The sequence below is a fragment of the Exiguobacterium chiriqhucha RW-2 genome (assembly GCF_000416965.1).
Classification (GTDB): domain Bacteria; phylum Bacillota; class Bacilli; order Exiguobacteriales; family Exiguobacteriaceae; genus Exiguobacterium; species Exiguobacterium chiriqhucha.
The window spans coordinates 430298-447843 of sequence record NZ_ATCL01000014.1 but is presented as its reverse complement, the minus strand read 5'-3'; the positions used below and the strand labels follow the sequence as shown (position 1 = coordinate 447843).

The 17546-nt window shown below is 48.2% G+C and carries 12 protein-coding genes; 3 read left to right on the top strand and 9 right to left on the bottom strand.

Going from position 1 to position 17546, the window contains the following annotated elements; all coding sequences use genetic code 11:
- Positions 1 to 27 precede the first annotated feature (27 nt).
- The 3 genes from M467_RS21945 to M467_RS31445 all read right to left on the bottom strand — a co-directional run bounded on the left by M467_RS21945 (position 28) and on the right by M467_RS31445 (position 3869).
- On the bottom strand, positions 28 to 1620 hold the full coding sequence (locus M467_RS21945; RefSeq protein WP_021066319.1) for a hypothetical protein: 1593 nt from the start codon (positions 1618 to 1620) through the stop codon (positions 28 to 30).
- A complete protein-coding gene (locus tag M467_RS31450) occupies positions 1617 to 2456 on the bottom strand; it encodes a hypothetical protein (protein WP_021066318.1) in 840 nt (279 codons plus the stop codon). The genes M467_RS21945 and M467_RS31450 overlap by 4 nt, the downstream gene beginning before the upstream one ends.
- Positions 2457 to 2693: 237 nt before the next feature.
- Positions 2694 to 3869, bottom strand: a complete 1176-nt coding sequence (locus M467_RS31445; protein ID WP_235045175.1) for a transglutaminase domain-containing protein — start codon at positions 3867 to 3869, stop codon at positions 2694 to 2696.
- 114 nt (positions 3870 to 3983) lie between these two features.
- On the opposite strand from M467_RS31445, the gene M467_RS21930 reads away from it, so the two are divergent.
- The 3 genes from M467_RS21930 (at position 3984) to M467_RS21920 (ending at position 8905) form a co-directional block, all read left to right on the top strand.
- Positions 3984 to 5672: a hypothetical protein gene (locus M467_RS21930; RefSeq protein ID WP_021066316.1), complete on the top strand. Its 1689-nt coding sequence runs from the start codon at positions 3984 to 3986 to the stop codon at positions 5670 to 5672.
- On the top strand, positions 5669 to 7174 hold the full coding sequence (locus M467_RS21925) for a hypothetical protein (protein ID WP_021066315.1): 1506 nt from the start codon (positions 5669 to 5671) through the stop codon (positions 7172 to 7174). Before M467_RS21930 ends, M467_RS21925 begins: the two co-directional genes overlap by 4 nt.
- Positions 7175 to 7309: 135 nt before the next feature.
- The gene (locus M467_RS21920; RefSeq protein ID WP_021066314.1) at positions 7310 to 8905 is read left to right on the top strand and encodes a hypothetical protein; all 1596 of its coding nucleotides are present in this window, start codon (positions 7310 to 7312) and stop codon (positions 8903 to 8905) included.
- A gap of 72 nt (positions 8906 to 8977) precedes the next feature.
- Here M467_RS21920 and M467_RS21915 read toward each other — a convergent pair whose 3' ends face one another.
- From M467_RS21915 to M467_RS21895, 6 genes are read right to left on the bottom strand one after another with little or no spacing between them, the layout of a single operon-like run.
- On the bottom strand, positions 8978 to 9670 hold the full coding sequence (locus tag M467_RS21915) for an N-acetylmannosamine-6-phosphate 2-epimerase (protein WP_021066313.1): 693 nt from the start codon (positions 9668 to 9670) through the stop codon (positions 8978 to 8980).
- Positions 9667 to 11175, bottom strand: coding sequence for a DUF4127 family protein (locus M467_RS21910; RefSeq protein WP_021066312.1), 1509 nt, complete (start codon positions 11173 to 11175; stop codon positions 9667 to 9669). Before M467_RS21910 ends, M467_RS21915 begins: the two co-directional genes overlap by 4 nt.
- A gap of 9 nt (positions 11176 to 11184) precedes the next feature.
- Positions 11185 to 12843, bottom strand: a complete 1659-nt coding sequence (locus tag M467_RS31440; RefSeq protein WP_021066311.1) for an ROK family protein — start codon at positions 12841 to 12843, stop codon at positions 11185 to 11187.
- A 23-nt stretch (positions 12844 to 12866) separates the two neighbouring features.
- Positions 12867 to 15359 (bottom strand): glycoside hydrolase family 38 N-terminal domain-containing protein, encoded by a 2493-nt coding sequence (locus M467_RS21905; protein ID WP_021066310.1) that lies wholly within the window; start codon positions 15357 to 15359, stop codon positions 12867 to 12869.
- Entirely contained in the window at positions 15356 to 16699 is a 1344-nt protein-coding gene (locus M467_RS21900) for an FAD-dependent oxidoreductase (RefSeq protein ID WP_021066309.1), read from the bottom strand. The genes M467_RS21905 and M467_RS21900 overlap by 4 nt, the downstream gene beginning before the upstream one ends.
- 20 nt (positions 16700 to 16719) lie before the next feature.
- A complete protein-coding gene (locus tag M467_RS21895) occupies positions 16720 to 17544 on the bottom strand; it encodes a carbohydrate ABC transporter permease (protein ID WP_021066308.1) in 825 nt (274 codons plus the stop codon).
- Between the last annotated feature and the right edge of the window lie 2 nt (positions 17545 to 17546).

Below are 17546 nucleotides of genomic sequence, written 5' to 3'. Positions count from 1 at the left end.
AGACACTCTTTTTCAGCAATATATAGATCAACTTCGTAAAAAGTTTCGCACATCATCCGCATTCCGCATGACATCATCCGTCGGTACGTCGAGTAAATCTGCCAACTCGGCACTCGCATCGAGACGCACGCTCACTCGCTCAGTTTCATCAAAGGCGATGGCTGAAAGTCGTCGGTACTCCTCATATTGTCGAAAGATGGTTTGAAGCACCGCCTGATACTCCACATTCATCATCGCGATGGCAGCCTCATATGTGGCGCGCACCTGCTCTGCATTCGTATACAACCCTTCTTTGAACGTATCCATCAACTCGTTCAATTTATGGAGCGAAGCGACCAATTCATCAATCGCATACATCAACGTGGCCACGACGATACCGGTCAGGATCCCGCCAATCAATCCACCAATCAATTGGGCAAACATTGCGAACGGCGTCGTTTGTAGATACGTCACGAATGACTCCGTCAATAATACGCCGACGGTCGTGGCCACCGCTGCGACGACGAGCTTTGTCGCTTCTTTGATGGCCGTCTGCGACGTCATGCCTTCAGGTGGTTGACACAATAGCTTGAACGCACTCCAAAGTCCAGTGACGCCGTCATTGATCAGACGCGCCAAATTTTTCGACGTCGTCATGAACGTGTTGATGAATACCGTCAACAGATTCCCCATGAACCCACCGATGAAGCCGTCTTTGAACGCTGTGGCAAACCGCTTCATCTGTTGCATCATATGAGCGTAGACACGCTCTAGACATTGTTTGAACGCTTCAATCCGCGCGTCCCAATTCGTGAACTGTTTAAATGATTTGAAGAAGCATTTTAGCTCTTTAAACAAAATGTGTTGCAACTCGTAGAGAAACAGTCCAATCGCTTGTTTCGCACCGACCCGCAATCCTTGGCTCGCTCCGGTTTTCGCCAGATTCTTTGCATAATATGTGTGTTTCGCTTTCGTGACGGACTTTTTGACATGCTGCTTGGCCTCGATATATTTTTCCATCGCCGCCTGTTCATCCACGCCATAGCGGTCACGGTTCGTCTGACTCGGGTCTTTCGGGTTCGGTGAGTCAAGCCAAACTTTAAAATCCTTATCCCCTTTTGACTGATTGAGACTTCCGTTCGTCCATGCCAAGTTCTGATCATCTACAGCCATCTTGCCTCGTTCTTGATCCGTCATATAGAGACGGGCTTCATCGTTTTGATGAATTTCCGAAGCCGACACGATATGGTCGCGATGGGCTTGTCCATCTTTGTTCAATGTTTGACCTGTATATGCGTCCGTAATGGAGTCCCTTTCTTTAAATTCCTTTTCGCGCATCTTCGCAAAGTCTTTTTCATACATCTCTTTACGTACCTCTTGCGAATAGCCACGGGAGAACCGCGCTTCCACTTCTTGATCCGCAAAAACGCCTTCTTGCGCGTTATGCAGTGTCGTCACGTTCCCACCCTTTTTGTAATCGTTCAAAAAGGGACCGAGCCCGAACTCTTGAATCACTTTTGTGAAGGCAATCTCTTTATATTGCTTCATCAAAATTTGAAGATGAGATTCTTCCAACTTAGGGGACTGGTTCAAATCGATATCAAAATTCGTTTGCAACGATTCTGAAAACACGTGACTCATGTTGCGTCGCCTACTTTCTTATTCAATAATTCAGACGCACTTTGCAACGTGTTCAGTAGTACGCCAATTCTCTCTAGCAGCTCCCGATCTTGTTCGATTTTCCGCATGTCCCAGCCATAGTGTTCAATTTTTGGCTCGATTTCATTCAACAAACGGTTCAAGCCGACACGGTTTTGTACAGTCAACTCGTTCAACGCGAGAATCTCGGTCTCATTTCCCCGAAGCAAAACGCGTTCTTTTTGGAGAAGGCTCGCCTTTTCAAGCGCCTCACGCCCAAGCTTTTTATTCTTCCCGTTTTGGAAGACACTCGCTGCAATCAAGAGGGTCCATCCAACAGGTCCTGCCAATCCCATTAATCCACCACCTACGGCTAGACCGCCGCCTGCGACAAACGCCCCTCCGCCCAACCAAGCCATTGAAGCATTTGCAGCGAGACCTCCGCTCAACGCCGCTCCCGACGAGACAGTACGGAATGTCGTCGCAATCGCTGCAGCCGTGGTCGACGTCATTTTAAGTGAAGCGGCACCCATCGTCAGTGTCTCGACGGCTGCCATCATTTTTTCGTTGGCCGCAATCTCGGTCTGTACCTCCAATAAGAACGAATCGTAACGTTTATATTCGACTTCGATTTTTTCGACCTCTAATTTCATTTCAGCCGTCTTGTTTTTCAGTTCATTGATGATATCCCAGTTGAATCCAATGATGGATTTCAGTCGTTTCCGCTCACCAAACAACGTTTCTGACGCCTTGACGACATCGAGCTTGGTCGCTTCATAAGCGCGCTCTGCCTTTTTATACGTTTCAATCGAATCTTCTCGAAATTTGCGATTCAACATAATTTAGTCCACTCCTCTTCCCAACTCATTCGATTGGGATTTCAATCCATCTATTTATGTACTTTGTTAGTATAAGGATTATAAAGGCTTGATGTAGGTACTTTTTTGTTAAAGGGGGAGATGTTTTTATGATTTCGTAAATGATTAGGTCATAAAAAAACACGATCAGGCAGCCACATTCTTAGCCAAGCCCATCGCGTTTCTTTTGAGATTGCACTTGTTGAACCAACTCTTCACTTACAAAAAATCTGTTTTCGCAGTAATCGGATAATTATTCGTTTCCCACTCATGATCTTGCCCCAATGTCTCATCGGACACTAAGAAATAATCGTAGCCGACCTCCCCCTCTCGGTTCGGGACCGGGTCGTTCCACGTCGTGTCCAAGTGATACCAAGCACCGTCGAGCTTCACGAGATTCCATGCGTGTAACCCGGTCTGGACCTCACCAGAGATATACTTCGCTTCCACACCTGTGGCTTCCAATAACAAGAATGTCGTCAAGGCGTATCCTTCGCACACGCCTTCCCCATTAAATAAGATGGAGTACGGCGTATATGGACTCGCTTGGCTGTCTAAATTGTAGGCCGTGTTCAAGACGACGTAATCGTTTATGTATTTCACTGTTTCAAAGTCGTTCAACCCGACCGGCATCTCCGCGACGACTTGATCGACCTTCGCTTCAATCTGTTTCGCTTCCTCGATGTTCATATCGTAAGCCAATTTGACGTCTAGCTCGACATAACCGCCATGATCGCGATACTCCGTCTCGCCGCCTCGTGACAACCGAAACACGTAAATGTGGTTCGCCTCAAGCCAATCCCACGCCTCGTCCATCGTCTGTTCAAAATCTCGACTCTTGCCGATATAACTGATACTGAACGTTTCATCGAATTGACTCATGTGGTAAGCGAGTGCCTGACCGAGTTCTTCTGATGATGCGACTTGCGCCGGCAACTCGAACGTCTCGTCAAGGATGGTGGCCGATGAACTCGCCACTTGCGTTGAACCAGGCCAATCCAACATTTGCGCCTCATGATAGGCCGCATATCCGCCTACCAAACTGACGCTCAACATCATCAACCCCAACGCGCTTCGCCCTATCACCGTCACCGAAGACAAAATGGCCGAGCGTTTGCTCTTGATCAACCGATTCAACTCATCGCTGACCAGTTGCTCCAAGTCGGTCCGGTTCATCTTCACCCGCGGATGGACTTGAAACACGACTTTTCGATAGACCGGATCAAGCAGTTCGAACTGTCGGGCCGGGTGATGCTTCGCCTGTTTCAATTCATCTTGGATAATACGAAGTTTTCGCCGTAATGCCCGATGGACGAGTCTAGCAACACGTCCTGTTCGGAACAAGAGAACGGCCACGCCCCCACTTAATCCAATTATCAACATATACATCATCATCTTCACCATAGCCGCTCCTCACCACGTCGTTTACCAGTTAGAATATTTTCCCTACCTAGCATGTACTATAAGTATATAATAACTTTATAAACAATATATGGAAGGTGATAGTTGATGAACATTAATACATATTTGAAAGAATACGCCCACACTTTACTTGGTGACGGCACGCATATCGCGCCAAACGTACCCGACAAAAAATTGAACGGAGCCATTAAGAATTATGCAGAGGACGCCCTCCCGGAACATGTCATCGTCTTGTATGATTCGACACTCTTTAAGAGCGGTAAAGAAGGCATGCTGTTTTTGGGTGACCGCTTCTATTTCAAACCGTTACTTGAAAAACCGATTTGCGTCTACTACAAAGATTTGCAGCGCGTCGATTTGGATAGAGAAGTCACGTATAAGAATGATAAGCGAAAAGAGAAACTTCACATCGTCATGCACACCGAGCAATACGACTACAGTCTGTCCGACAAACTCGCAACGTATAATGTCGAAGGCGTCGTCGAGCTATTGAACGGCATCGCCGCCTTGAAAGACAAGGAAGACGAGCTGATCAACGTCTCACAAGTCACCCCACTCGCCGACTTGCCGGAAACGTATAAGCTCACCTATTTAAAAATATTGGCTAACTTCACGTTCGTCGATGATCAACAGATTGACGCCCAAGAGTATAGCGAACTGATGTCGCTCGTCACCCGCATCCACCTCAGTTCAGACTATCGGTTGCAACTTCGCGGCTACTTGAGCAACCCAGACGAACATACACCAACGATTGCGTTGATTGACGAGTTACGCGATTTGTCGACGACCCTCGACTTTTCCATCGTCGAGAAATCGTTATTCAAAGACTTACTTTACCTCTTCAAGCTGAAGCGTCCGCTCTCGGCTTGGTTCGAGAACAAGTTTCTTGAAGAGTTGAAAGAAGTTCTATCGATCTCGCGAGAAGAAATCGAACTCATCTCCAGCGCCATCCAAAGCGACGAGGATATTTTGACATTCCGCAAAAACGACTCAGAAATCGCCAAATCGATGAAAGATTTGGCGGCAAAAGCAGCTGCGGTTGGCGTCCCGCTCACAGCCATTTATTTATCCGGTTCGGTCGTCGGATTGAGTGCGGCCGGATTGACATCCGGTCTTGCCTCGCTCGGTATGGGTGGGCTGCTCGGTTTCTCGAGCATGTTCACGGGCATCGGGGTGTTGGTCGTCATCGGAGTCGGCACGTACCAAGGTCTGAAAAAAATCACGGGCATGAAAGACATCGAGAACAACAAACAACGCGAGTTCATGCTACAGGCCATCATCCGCAACACGCAGCAAACCCTCAACTGTCTGCTCGAGGACATCAATGAGATCTCGAATCGACTCGTTGTCGCGATTCAACAAGGGAACGCCAACTCTGAGAAAATCAACCAGCTCTCGAACATGTTGCAAATGCTCAGTCAGAGTGCCCAATTCAGTGCCGACAAACAGGTCCACTCTCAAAAAGAACAAATCATCACACAACTGCCTCCGAAACTGAGTACGGTTCGCTTAGACGAGTTGACATCGAAACCGACGTATCAGAAACTACGCGACTACGTGTATGCGTGTTATACGCCGCAACCAATCCAGCTCGATGATTTGACGTTCAGTTCCGAGGAAGAGCTCGTCTTGAAAGAGACGCTCACCCTAGAGGAATTGGAACAGTTACATGAATCATTCCAAGCGATCGGCTACTTTGAAATGTCCGGCGGCGGTCTGGCCGAAGTGACGGGTGGGGCGAAGCGTCTTGTCAAAAACGTCTTCGGTGACAAATGAACCGGTCCGAACAAGACATCATTGATAAGGCAAAAGCATTACTCGTTCAACAACATCAAGCCGCACAGGCCGAGCAACGTTTAGGTGACATCCATGGATACTTGAATCAACTTGAAGAGACGCAAGATGCTCAATCGGCAGCGCTCGACAATTTGTTCGACGACATGATGCGACTCATGAATGGACAGGTACCGCAAACAGCGGCACCTCCATTGGCGCCGCTGGCCGTCCCGACATTCGATGACTTGGAACCTGTCCAAGTATCAGACGTCTCTTGGGATATGTATTTGGCCGAACTCGATACATATGCGACGCGACATGATGTGTCTGGGCTCGACGATCCGTTCGCCCATCTGTTGACGGCACGACAGCGTCACGATTTGGCGACGACGTTCAAAGAAGAGTTCTTGCTGAAGGAAGCAGAATGTGACCGCTACGACTACATGATCGCGTCCTTCAGCGGTCTCGTCGCTGGATTGATTGACAGTTTCTTCGTCGGCTCTCCGACGGACAGTAAACTCGGGAAGTGGTCAGATGAGAAGGTCGACAACGTCGTCATCAAGTTCGCGAACCTCGTCTGGAAACAGGATAAACAGAACGGCGCCCGCCTCCGCAAGCAACCAGATTCGATTGCGAGTGCCATCGGTTTTTTGGAGCGCCGCTTTAAAGTGAATTATGACGCACGTTACGCACAGGATTTGAAAATGGGTGAAGCGACACTCAATATGCGTCCGTCGGATCACCATTTGAAATCGCTCGCCCACGCTCCGGACATCATCGGCTTATTCTTCTCGATTTTGGATCAGTTCACAGGCAAAGCGAGCTTCGTCTCGGACGGCCGACTGCTTCGACTCGAACCGAAAGAAGACGGTACGCAAAGGTTACAAGGTGGCAACTTACTAGCTAAACTGTTCTCCGGGTTTGCCAACTGGTTCGGTCACCTCTTATCTGACGTATCGGGTTCGAGTGGTGTGCGCGGTCACGACAACGGTCGTCGCGGCGCCGGTATCCCACTCCCATTCTTTGAGTTGTTTCAATTCGCCGATTTTGGAAAAGTGTCGCATAACGGACAGACCCTCTCGTTCGCCGACTTCTCGACAAAAGTGTTCGAAAGTGGCTATGATGCGCGGCACGGTGTCGCCATGGCGGTACCGGTCGTCTTCAACGAACTCGTCATCCGCCTGCTTTGGGGATTGAAGAGCCTGTTTTATCACAAGAACGGCTGGCTCGCCTCGATTCCCGTCGGCAACAAACCGACGCTTCGGAAGATGTTGCTCGTCGGTCACGGTGCGCTATGCCTGACCGATGGAATGGACGCCTATATCCGAAGTGGCAACGTCCCGATTTTATTTGCGACGCGCTTGAACTACGTCGCCTGGAGCCGCTTCGCGTTCGCCTCGATGCAAGAGTTGAAGCACGTTCTCGGGAAAGACGTGTACGACTGGAAAGCAGTCGATGCCCACCTTGAGCAAGAATGGAAGAAACTTAGCGGTGAGTACTAACCATGTATAACTATAAAAAAATAGTATTTGAAGCTGTAAATCAAAAATCGGTTACCATGTTTAAAGATTCTCATCACTTTTCTTGTATACGATTGGCTATAGTAAATATAAAACCTTAAGGGAGTACTAACCTAAATGAAATTTATTCAGAAAACCGCTCTATTCGCCGTGAGCTCTATGTTGATTCTCACTCCAACACAAGCGAACGCCTATTCACCTGATGAAGCGCTAAACTTCAATAATGATAGTTATCCATTTTCGTTTACGTCTACAACGAAAGATACAGATTTACGTCCGCACTATGTTAAACAAGAGGTCATTTTAAATGTAAAAGGAAATGATCAATTCTATGAGTCCACTTACGGCAAACTGGCGCATCACTTAACATATATCGATCGGGCTGGAAAAACACGACATAAAGTAAAGGCAGCGACACGAGGTCGAAGCGCTTATAAATTTACTCTTCCTAGTCTCCCGAGTGGCGGCCAAATCCATCATTCTTTACAAAGTCACGATTATGGCCTTCGTATCGACATGATTGATCGAGCCACAAGTAGTTCATTCAAGTCACACTCAACAGTCGCTCCGCCTAATCAACTTTGGAAAGATAAAGAGCATCTTTTCGTTGACTACAAAGGCGATGGCATTCTTCTTCAATACGTGGACGCAAAAGGAAAAACCATTGACTCTAATGTCGTTCAGGTACTCCCAATGAAAGACTATAAAGATATCGGGTATTATCCGCTAACTCAACAACCAAAGCAGGCCGTATCCGTCAGAGTGTGGACATACAAAGGAAAATATCGCTCAACCAAACCCCAAACGATTTCACTATTTAATCATCACCAATCATTTAAACAACACGCAGAACTCACGATTGATAACAAGGCAAAGTGGAGCAATGAATTGTTGGGACAGCTTCACTGGTTCTCGTCCGAAGTTGATCGTCAAAAAGAATTCATTCAGTATGAACTGTACATGGGGAAAACAACGAAAGTATCCAGCGGCGCACCTTATCTGACCCATACGAAATACTTAGGTGCTACAAAAATGAAAAAAGATGACCGTTATCAATTCTCTTTGAAAACACTTCAACGCTTTGATAGTCCATATGATGCGATTTACCTCGTCGCGAAGACTACAAAAGGGAAAGTCCTTGTGTCGACGTTGAGTGATGGGGTGAGAAGCGATGAATTTGATAACTATAAACTTCCGCGACCGCTAGTCAGTATTGATTTTGACCGCAGTGCTTATTCGTTTTTCCCGACCATTGACACACGTACTGTGACGGTACGGACGTATCCCAAAGATGCAAACGTCTCAGTCTGGTCCGAATACGCAGATGGCAAGCTGATTAAAAGTGTAAACGGGTACCATACGTTCAGCTTCACCAAGCCACTCAAACGTTTTGAAGAGTATGGGGTGTTTGTTGAAAAAGATGGCTATGCAACTTATCAGTATAATTCGCTAGTCGGGGATGGCGACGCGGTGCGTCCTACAACTCCGACAGTGTCGACCTTTACGAAAACATCAATTTCCGGATCTGCCAAGCCAGGTTCGATGTTGTATGTCGTCAATTCAAAAGGTCAAGGTGTCCACTTTGAACGAATTGAGGACAATGGCAGATTCAAGATTCGTTTTAATAGGTCGTTGCCCGCTGGAACATATACAATCCTCTCTTACTCAGAAGGTGTCACGACAACATCATCTGTTAAACGTACACTTAAGTAAACGAACATAGAATTTACAAAAAAGCACCATGCTAGGCTGACTTACTAGCCTAACTTGGTGCTTTTTTGTCACTTATGTGAGAATCCGGTTTTGCATTTCATCAACAAACCGCTTCGCAATTTGTTGCGGTCGTGTAATCGCACCGCCTACAACAACTGAATACGCTCCAGCTTCAATTACGCGGCGAGCATGGTCTGGTGTGAGAATGTTCCCTTCCGCAATGACAGGAAGATTGACGGCGTCCACCATTTCTTTTAAAAAAGAAAAGTCGTTTTCGTACAGTTTTCGTCCTGTCGTCTCTTCTGTATAGCCAAAGAGCGTCGGAGCCACGCAATCAAACCCTAATTTCTCTGCTCGCTGTGCGTCTTCGATTGTCGCACAATCCGCCATGAAGCGTTGATTCGGATAGCGTTCTTTCAAGATTGGGAAAAACGATTCAATCGTCGATCCATCAGGTCGTACCCGATTTGTGGCATCGAGGGCAATCACTTCAACGCCGGCTACCACGAGTGATTCTACTTCCTCTAGTGTCGGTGTAATATAAACAGATGATCCAGGGAACTCCCGTTTGATGATCCCAATCAATGGCAAATCGACTGCTTGTTTGATTGACTTGATATCGTCAATTCCATTCGCACGAATCCCAGCTGCACCGCCTTCTTTCGCAGCAATCGCCATTCGCGCCATAATCTCGGCACCGTGAAGTGGTTCTTCTTCTAATGCCTGGCATGACACAATCAACTTCCCCTTCAATTGCTCCATCATATACGTTCCTCCTTTAAGTGCAAACGGCATTCAAACATTCGATTCCAAGGAGCGGACGTCTGAAACTCCAGTTTTTCTTGGAAAGAGTGTTTGAATATGGCACGCGCCGCTTCTTTCATTTGACGATCACGTTCCATCGAAATAGCAGTCGCCTCGTCCTGTAAATCAAAGTAATTCGCTCCATAAGACGGCAACACCGCTTCAACCATCTTCATCCGGACAATCGATTGATACACGAAATCGTCGAGTAGATGATAGAGTACGTTTTCTCGAATTCGCTCCTGTTTTCCACTTTGAGCGAATATCCCTTGGGCCAACGTCGTCCCTAGCGTATTACAGTTCGTGTTCCATCCTTTATAGGAATCGATTCGTTCAAGCAGTCGTCGTTCATCCAACCATATGACGAGTTCAGCGTCTCCCCCGTTGGCATATGCGCTGTCCGCGACAATCACACGTTTCCCGCTTTCAAGCGCACGCTCAATGTTCGAGATAAACGTCGGTAAATGCCGAAAACTAGTGTAGGTCACGTCACGCTTTTCTTGGTCCCACGACTCTTGCATCACACGACCTGGGACGTTATAGGCCAACACAATGTCCGCCTCTTCGACTGTAGTCACGAGACGCATGCCGATTGCATCGATATGTGCTTTCATGCTCTCCGAAAACGGGCGATCTTCATACATCGGGATGAGCGTCGGTCCGAGCGTACTGCTCCAAATCGGATAGATTTTAGGACGGACTCCAGTCTGATCGAGATACGCTCGACCGACCATCGTTGCCCCGACTTCGTCTGCGCCTGGATACATGTGGACACGTTCGAAGACACGACGCTCACTGATAGCACGAAGTACATCGGTTTGATCGATTGCGGTGTACCCATATTCCGCGCTGTCATCTTGGGGAATGAACAGCCGGTCAATGGTTCCTTCCTCGACGAGTTGAATGAGCGCATGATTGATCGAGCGATTGAACGCCCGTCTCGTCTCATAATCTTCAATATATTCGGACGGAATCAACTGCTCCAACGACTTCAATTCGTCTTGTTCTATTTCCGTCAAACCATCTCGTGTCTGCTTGTCCTGTAAAAATGCCCGTCGATAAATCTCCGCGCCATATACGCCATAATAATCTGGTTCTTCATCGTCCGAGCTGTACTTCGGGGTCCGCATAATCATCGTCGCCACGTAGAGCGGCACATCAGTAGTCGCGCGTAGCGAACGTAACCAACCGATGAATCGCTCGCGGTCTTCCTCCGTTAAATGATGCAAGCGAGACGGAAGTAACCCGCCGTAGCATAGCATGTCTGCGCTGAGCACGAGCGCTTCGCAAGGCGGTGCACTCGACACCCACTTGCGAAGCTCCTCGTAGTCCGCCGCCTGCTTTTTATAGCCGAATTGTTCTTTCGGAGGCATCACCAGCTCTACTTCATCTGTCACGCTGACGATGCGCTCGACCACGTCGACATTACAAGGTCGTTCATCGATCGGTACATATAAAATTCGCATCAGCTCACCTCACACAATTTCGCTGCTTGGTTCTTCTGTGCGAACCGCATGCGTGATGACATCAAAGAGATAGAATAAAGCCACTTCTCCAATCGACGTCACATTGACGCTCTCGGTCGAAGGGACAGTCAATCGGATGTCTGACACGGAGAATAGCGGTGAATCACTTTGTGTCGACAAACCAACCGTTACGGCACCAAGTCGTTTCGCATGGGCCAGTCCTTCGACGACGTCCTCGCTGTATCCGTCTCGACTGAGTCCAATTACGAGCGTCTCCGGTCGAATCGCCCGTTTGGATAAAGAAATCGCTTGTGCCCCTGAGAAGGCGTCGGTCATCACGCCAAACTCCAGCAGCTTCATCTTGATGGCTGGTAGCAATGGCGACCACTCATCTGTGCCATATAGGACGACTTGATTGGTCGATTCGAGCACTTCCTTCAAACGGTTCATCGATTTTTGATCGTAAAGCGACTCATATTTCTTCATCATCATGAAGTAAGCCTCATTGATGTCATCCAATCCATCGATATTGGATGGACCGTAATACCGATTGCTGACAGTCGCTTCTTTCGCGAGCAAACGTAACTTATTGTACGAACCAAATTCAAGCTTCTGACAGAAGCGGGTGATTGTTGCTTCGGATACGTTGATTTGACGCGACATTTCCGTGATTGTCTTATTCGGTACCGCCTCGAGATTTTGAATCACGAAATCAGCGACGAGCTGCTCTCGCTTCGTGAACCGATGATGATTTGACTCGATGATGGTCGTGATGCTCCGCAGCGGTCGCATCGACTCTTGCAACAAGAAGTGACGAAGCGCGCCGAGCATTCCGGCATTGTTCAAGTTGCGGGCAATCTCGATAGTCGTTTTCTCTAAGATAGCCGGAATGATATCAGCCGCAAGCTGCTTCATGATCCGTGGATAGAGATAGTCCTTTTGGGCAGTGATTCCGCCACCGATGATTATTTTCTCAGGATTCATCATATAAGTGACGGTCGCAATCCCTTTCGACAAGTAGTAGACAAGACGGTCGATTTCCTCAATCGCCACTTTTTCGCCCGCGTGCGCCATCTCGAAGACGTCTTTCCCGTTCAATCCCGTCTTCTCGGTCCGGGCTTCGACACGTTCAATCAAGACACGCGTCGAGGCGAGTTCTTCAAATGCATAGCCTTCAATCGGAATATAGCCAATCTCTCCGCCGCTAAAGCTATAGCCGGTATGAAGTTTGTTATCGAGGATATAGCTGCCACCAATCCCTGTTCCAATCGTCAGACAGAACAAGCTTTTGGCTCCTTTTCCGCTTCCAATCCAAGACTCTGCGAGACCGGCACAGTTCACATCATTTTCCACCTCGACCGGTAAACTGAACGTCGACTCGAGTTCATCCTTTAGGCGTGTCCCCGTATAATCCGGAATGAGCTTTGAAGCATAGACGACGACGCCTTCTTTTGAATCAACCTGTCCAGCCGTTGAAATACAAATCCCTTGGACATCGTGTCGTGTCTGCAAGTCCCGAATGAAAGCAGTCACTTTTTCAATGATATGCGCCCCGCCCCGACTTGCTTCGGTCACACTCTCATGCTTTTCCAGAAAGACGGCATCTTCCGTCAGTACCCCGTATTTGATGAACGACCCGCCAATGTCGAGCGCTACGAATTTTCTCATCTTTTCACCTTCTTCACTAAATTCTATTTCTCTTCGCTCGTCACACGAATCGTCATCAACTCTTTCGGACACATCCAAAATTCCGAGTCGATCCGTTCCGCGACCTCTCCTGCCAACGTTACTCGTTCCAATTGTACCGCTTGTTCGAACATCAAACGTACCGGTACGCTCTCGTTGGTCGGATTGAACACTCGAATATCGGTCACATTAGGCGCGACACCCGTCACACTTGAAAATACAGCTCCCTCTAATGAGAACCACTGGCGTGCATTCGTCGCACGTGTTTGATGCACGATTGGTCGGCGACGGAATGAAGTGATGTGCGTTTCCGTCTCTTCTTGTCGATTCAATAGAAGCGCGTATTCAAACGTGTCTGTCCGTAGGCACTGCGCACCTGGTACTTCAAATCCAGGGCCTGCCCCGTTTCCACGTGTCCGTAAATCGCGACGTGACAGCCAACCGACCGCTCGGAGCATCGTCAATTCGACCACATCCTCGCCCTCATACGTACTCACCTCGTACTCTTGAAGTCCACGATGAATGAGGGTAAAATCGTTCGCCTGTACGAATGAATATGTCGGTGCTTGCGCCATGACAGATTCTTCATTCCGTTTAGCATCGAACTGCTTGTCTCGTAACGTCATCCGTTCGTTCCAATCAAAAGCCGTATCCGCAATCGTTCGATCACACGTACCCGTTTTAAAGGCGACACGCAGTTTGTGATCTTTTGCCGTGTTATTGATAGTTGTCTCGAAACGAATCAACGGGTCTCCTTGATAGAGCGTGGCCTTTGTCAGGATTGAGAGAGTCACCGTTTCGTCAGTCCCGGTCAGACGAGACGGATCAAGGCCGGTCGGAACTGTGAGCTCATAATCCAAATGAAGCGTCTGACGAACCGGTCCTGTTTCAATACGTGTACCGACGAGTCTAGATTTGGTCAACTTGTCCGTTTTAGGTGGGGAATAGTTGTACGTGTCTCCCGCATCCAAACTCGATAAGAAAACGTGTTGTCCCGTATGACGTTCGCCCGAAACCCGATCGGCGATTGTCAACGTGTCATCTTCAATCTCAAGCCGAACCAATTCGTTCTCTATCCAATCGTTTGTTGGGTCATCCTGCTTTTTAGCCGGTTCAACGAGTTCAATCTCACAAACAGTCGAGCCCGCTCCTTCTACTGGCAGTGTAAAGACGACGTCATACTCTACATATTCTTCATAATGGGGTTCAGCTAAAATATGACGCAAGAATAATTCTTTCTCTTTTCTTCGTACGAGATCAAAACTTAGCGTCTCTCCGTTCAGTCGAATGTTGATTCCTCCGACGTCAATCCGTTTCGGGACGCGGATTATCGTCTCAATCGGAAGTATCCGTTTATACGGTACCGTCGAAATGACGACGAGCTGATTGTTAAAGGTCTCGTCCAGATACGGAGCCGGATAGTGCCAATCCAACTGCGTCTGTTCAAATTGACGCATTGCGGCCAATGCGCGCGCTGTACGTGTCTCCATCTCATCATGCACAGCATCGATACTACATCCACAAATGCTGTCATGCGGTTGATTTTGGAGAATCAGCTTCCAGACATATTCTCGGAACGCATCATTTCGTGACTCGGTTCCAAGAAAAGCATCTAAAAATCCAAGCGTATTGAGTGCCTCATCCTCGACGAGTTGATTGTCACGCTTCAAGTACGTTCGAGTCGACAGGACTCCTGGTAAAATGAAGATTTTTGACGGATCACGCTGTTCGCCGTGAATCGTCTTGGTCGGGGTATAATCCGCGACCGCTTCGAGATAGTCAGACATGAGGGACTGTCGAATCGGCAAGTCGATTGTATCGAGCCGATCTTTCAAGTCAGGTGCCGTGAACGTATGGTCCGCCCCGTTCATGACCAAGTAGTGACCGCTCTTCACGTACGGGTCGTTCCGTTCGAGATAGTCAGCCAACTCTTCTTTAAACGATTGATGCTTCAAGAATGTTTGATAATACCCTTCGAATAGAGGTAACACGAACGTCTTCACGCTCGAACCGTTCGGTGCCAACCATTCGTTCTCAAAGTGGTCGGATACCGCTCCCCGCCATAAAATCGCATGGTCAATTCCAAACTGTTCGAGCAGTTGCGGCATTTGCCCGATATGGCCAAACGTATCCGGGAGATACCCGATGTCGTGTTTTGAACCGAGTTCACGCGCCATCTTCGTTCCGATTTTCAAGTTTTGGATGAGCGCTTCACCTGCGACTAAAAATTCATCCGCCAGGAGATACCACGGTCCGACTTCAATCTTGCCCTCTCGAATCAGTCGAACCAACACTTCATATTCTTCAGCTGAAACGATCTCTTTGTAATCATCGAGGACGACCGTTTGCCCATCGAGAAAGAAATTTTCGAACTGACCGGCCTCTAGTCGATTGACGACATACCGTAGCCCTTCCGTCAATTTGAACCGAAACGATTCAAACGATTCGTACCATTCACGATCCCAATGCGTATGGTTCAATACGTGCACTTGCTTCATTGCATGACCTCCAGTCGTTCTCGGACCATGGCACCGTCCAGCTCACGCAATGCTGTTCCGGTCTGAAGCGACACGGCGGCCGCAAGACCTGCCGCCTCTCCAACATCTCGTAACGTCGGTTGGATTCGAAGTGAGGCTTGCATCAAGAACGTGCTCGAAATATGTCTTCCCGCAAAAATGACGTTTTCGACTTCGTGGCTGACGAGCGAACGGTATGGGATTTCGTAATATTCGCCTGCTTCATATTTTTTAGGCAGCTCCCCGTCTCCTTTGACACTGTGAACATCGACGTACCAATCTCCCCGCGCAATTGCGTCTACGAACCGTGCACGTTTCGCATAATCGATTTCACTCAAAATGTATTGTCCTTGGATACGATACGATTCACGAACTCCCAGCTGTGTCGCTTCCTTCAGAAGAAACGCTTGTTCAAATCCAGGTAGACGACGAATCAAAAATCGACTGATCCGCTGAATCATTTGGCGTCCGATTCGGACCGCATCTGAACGAACGAATGGATCGGTCGTGTCCGTCAATCGTGGGATATGCGGACAGTTGAAGGAGAATACACCAGGTTTTCCTGGTTGCGTGAACGCCTGAAAATATTTGAGGTCATCTTGACGCAGTTCTCCGGATTCTAGCCCTTGTTGGAATAGCGTTTCAAGGACATGACCTTTCCCAGGTACCATCACGATTTCAAAAAAGTCAGGGTCTTCAATTCGACAGAACGTCTCGCCTAGCTCGAGGATGTAGCTTCTGACACGTGACAGGTCAATTCCTCCCATTTCAAAACGAAATGTCATCTGTTGGTTATGACCATCAACATCTCCTGATGTGACCGGTATTCCTGTCACACGAGCGATGACGGCGTCCGCAGATGCATCAACCACAGTCCGCGTCCCAATCGCGACCAAGCCTGCACATGTCTGGACGACCAGATGTGTCACCCGATCTTGTTCTTTCACGACATCGATGACGACCGCATCATATAAGATATGACACCCCGCCTGGTCGAGCAGTTCTTCGGTCACAGAGGTCAACGCTTCTACGTTGAACCAGCGGCAATTCGTCGTACCATCGTCCGTTCTTACTCCACGTTCTTCTAACGCTTCGATGATCAATCGATTGATACCGCGCGGCTGAACGTGTGTCGGCATCATCGGAGAGACGAGTGCATTCGTCTGCGTTCCGCCGAGGGCAATCGTCTTCTCGATGACAAGTGTCTCGAGGCCTTCTCTTGCTGCCGCAAAGGCCGCCGTCACCCCAGCTGTTCCACCGCCTACAACGACGCAATCAACGTCTCGCATAATCGGTAAATCATGTCCTGCATAGTGAATCATCTCTTCGCACCCTTTCTCTCTTATCCTTTTACTGCACCGTCTGTCGCCCCAGAGATAAAGTACTTTTGGAGCGCCATAAACAGAATCAATGTCGGGATTGTCGTCAAAATCGAAGCAGCGCTGATCAGTTTCAAGTTTGATCCATCAAAGTTTTGTGAAAGTTGCGCTAGCCCGATGGAAAGTGTATACATACTACTCTCGGTCGAATTCAAGAGTGGCCATAAGTAGTCACCCCATGTGCCCATGAACGTGAAAATCGCCAATGTGACAAGTGTTGGTTTCACAAGCGGTAACGCGACGCGGTACCATACTTGGAAGCGATTCGCCCCGTCCAAATATGCCGATTCTTCCAATTCTTTTGGGATTCGTAAGTAGGCTTGTCGCATCAAGTAAATCCCGAACGCTGTCGCGACTTGCATAACAATCAATCCGACGTACGTGTTACGAAGGCCTAGCTCACCAGCAAGTTGGAACAACGGCGCCATATACAATTGGAACGGCACCATCATCGTGGCGATAATCAGTGACAACACGATTCCACGACCGCGAAAGTCCATCCGTGCAAGTGGATAGGCTGCCAAACTACAAAATAGTAAGTTGAGTGGAATGGCGATGGCTGTCACGATGAACGTATTCAAGAAATATAAACCGAAATTCGCTTTTGAGAACGAATCGGTAAAGTTCGCCAGTGTCGGGTCGGTCGGATAAATCGTTCCGTAAATATTCTCACCGGGTGACTTCAATGCCATAAATAAGGTCACGAGAAATGGTCCGACTGTAATCACCGAGATGAATACCATCAAGGCATAGAGCATCAATTTTTGTGTTATTCTTTTTCGTTTCATTA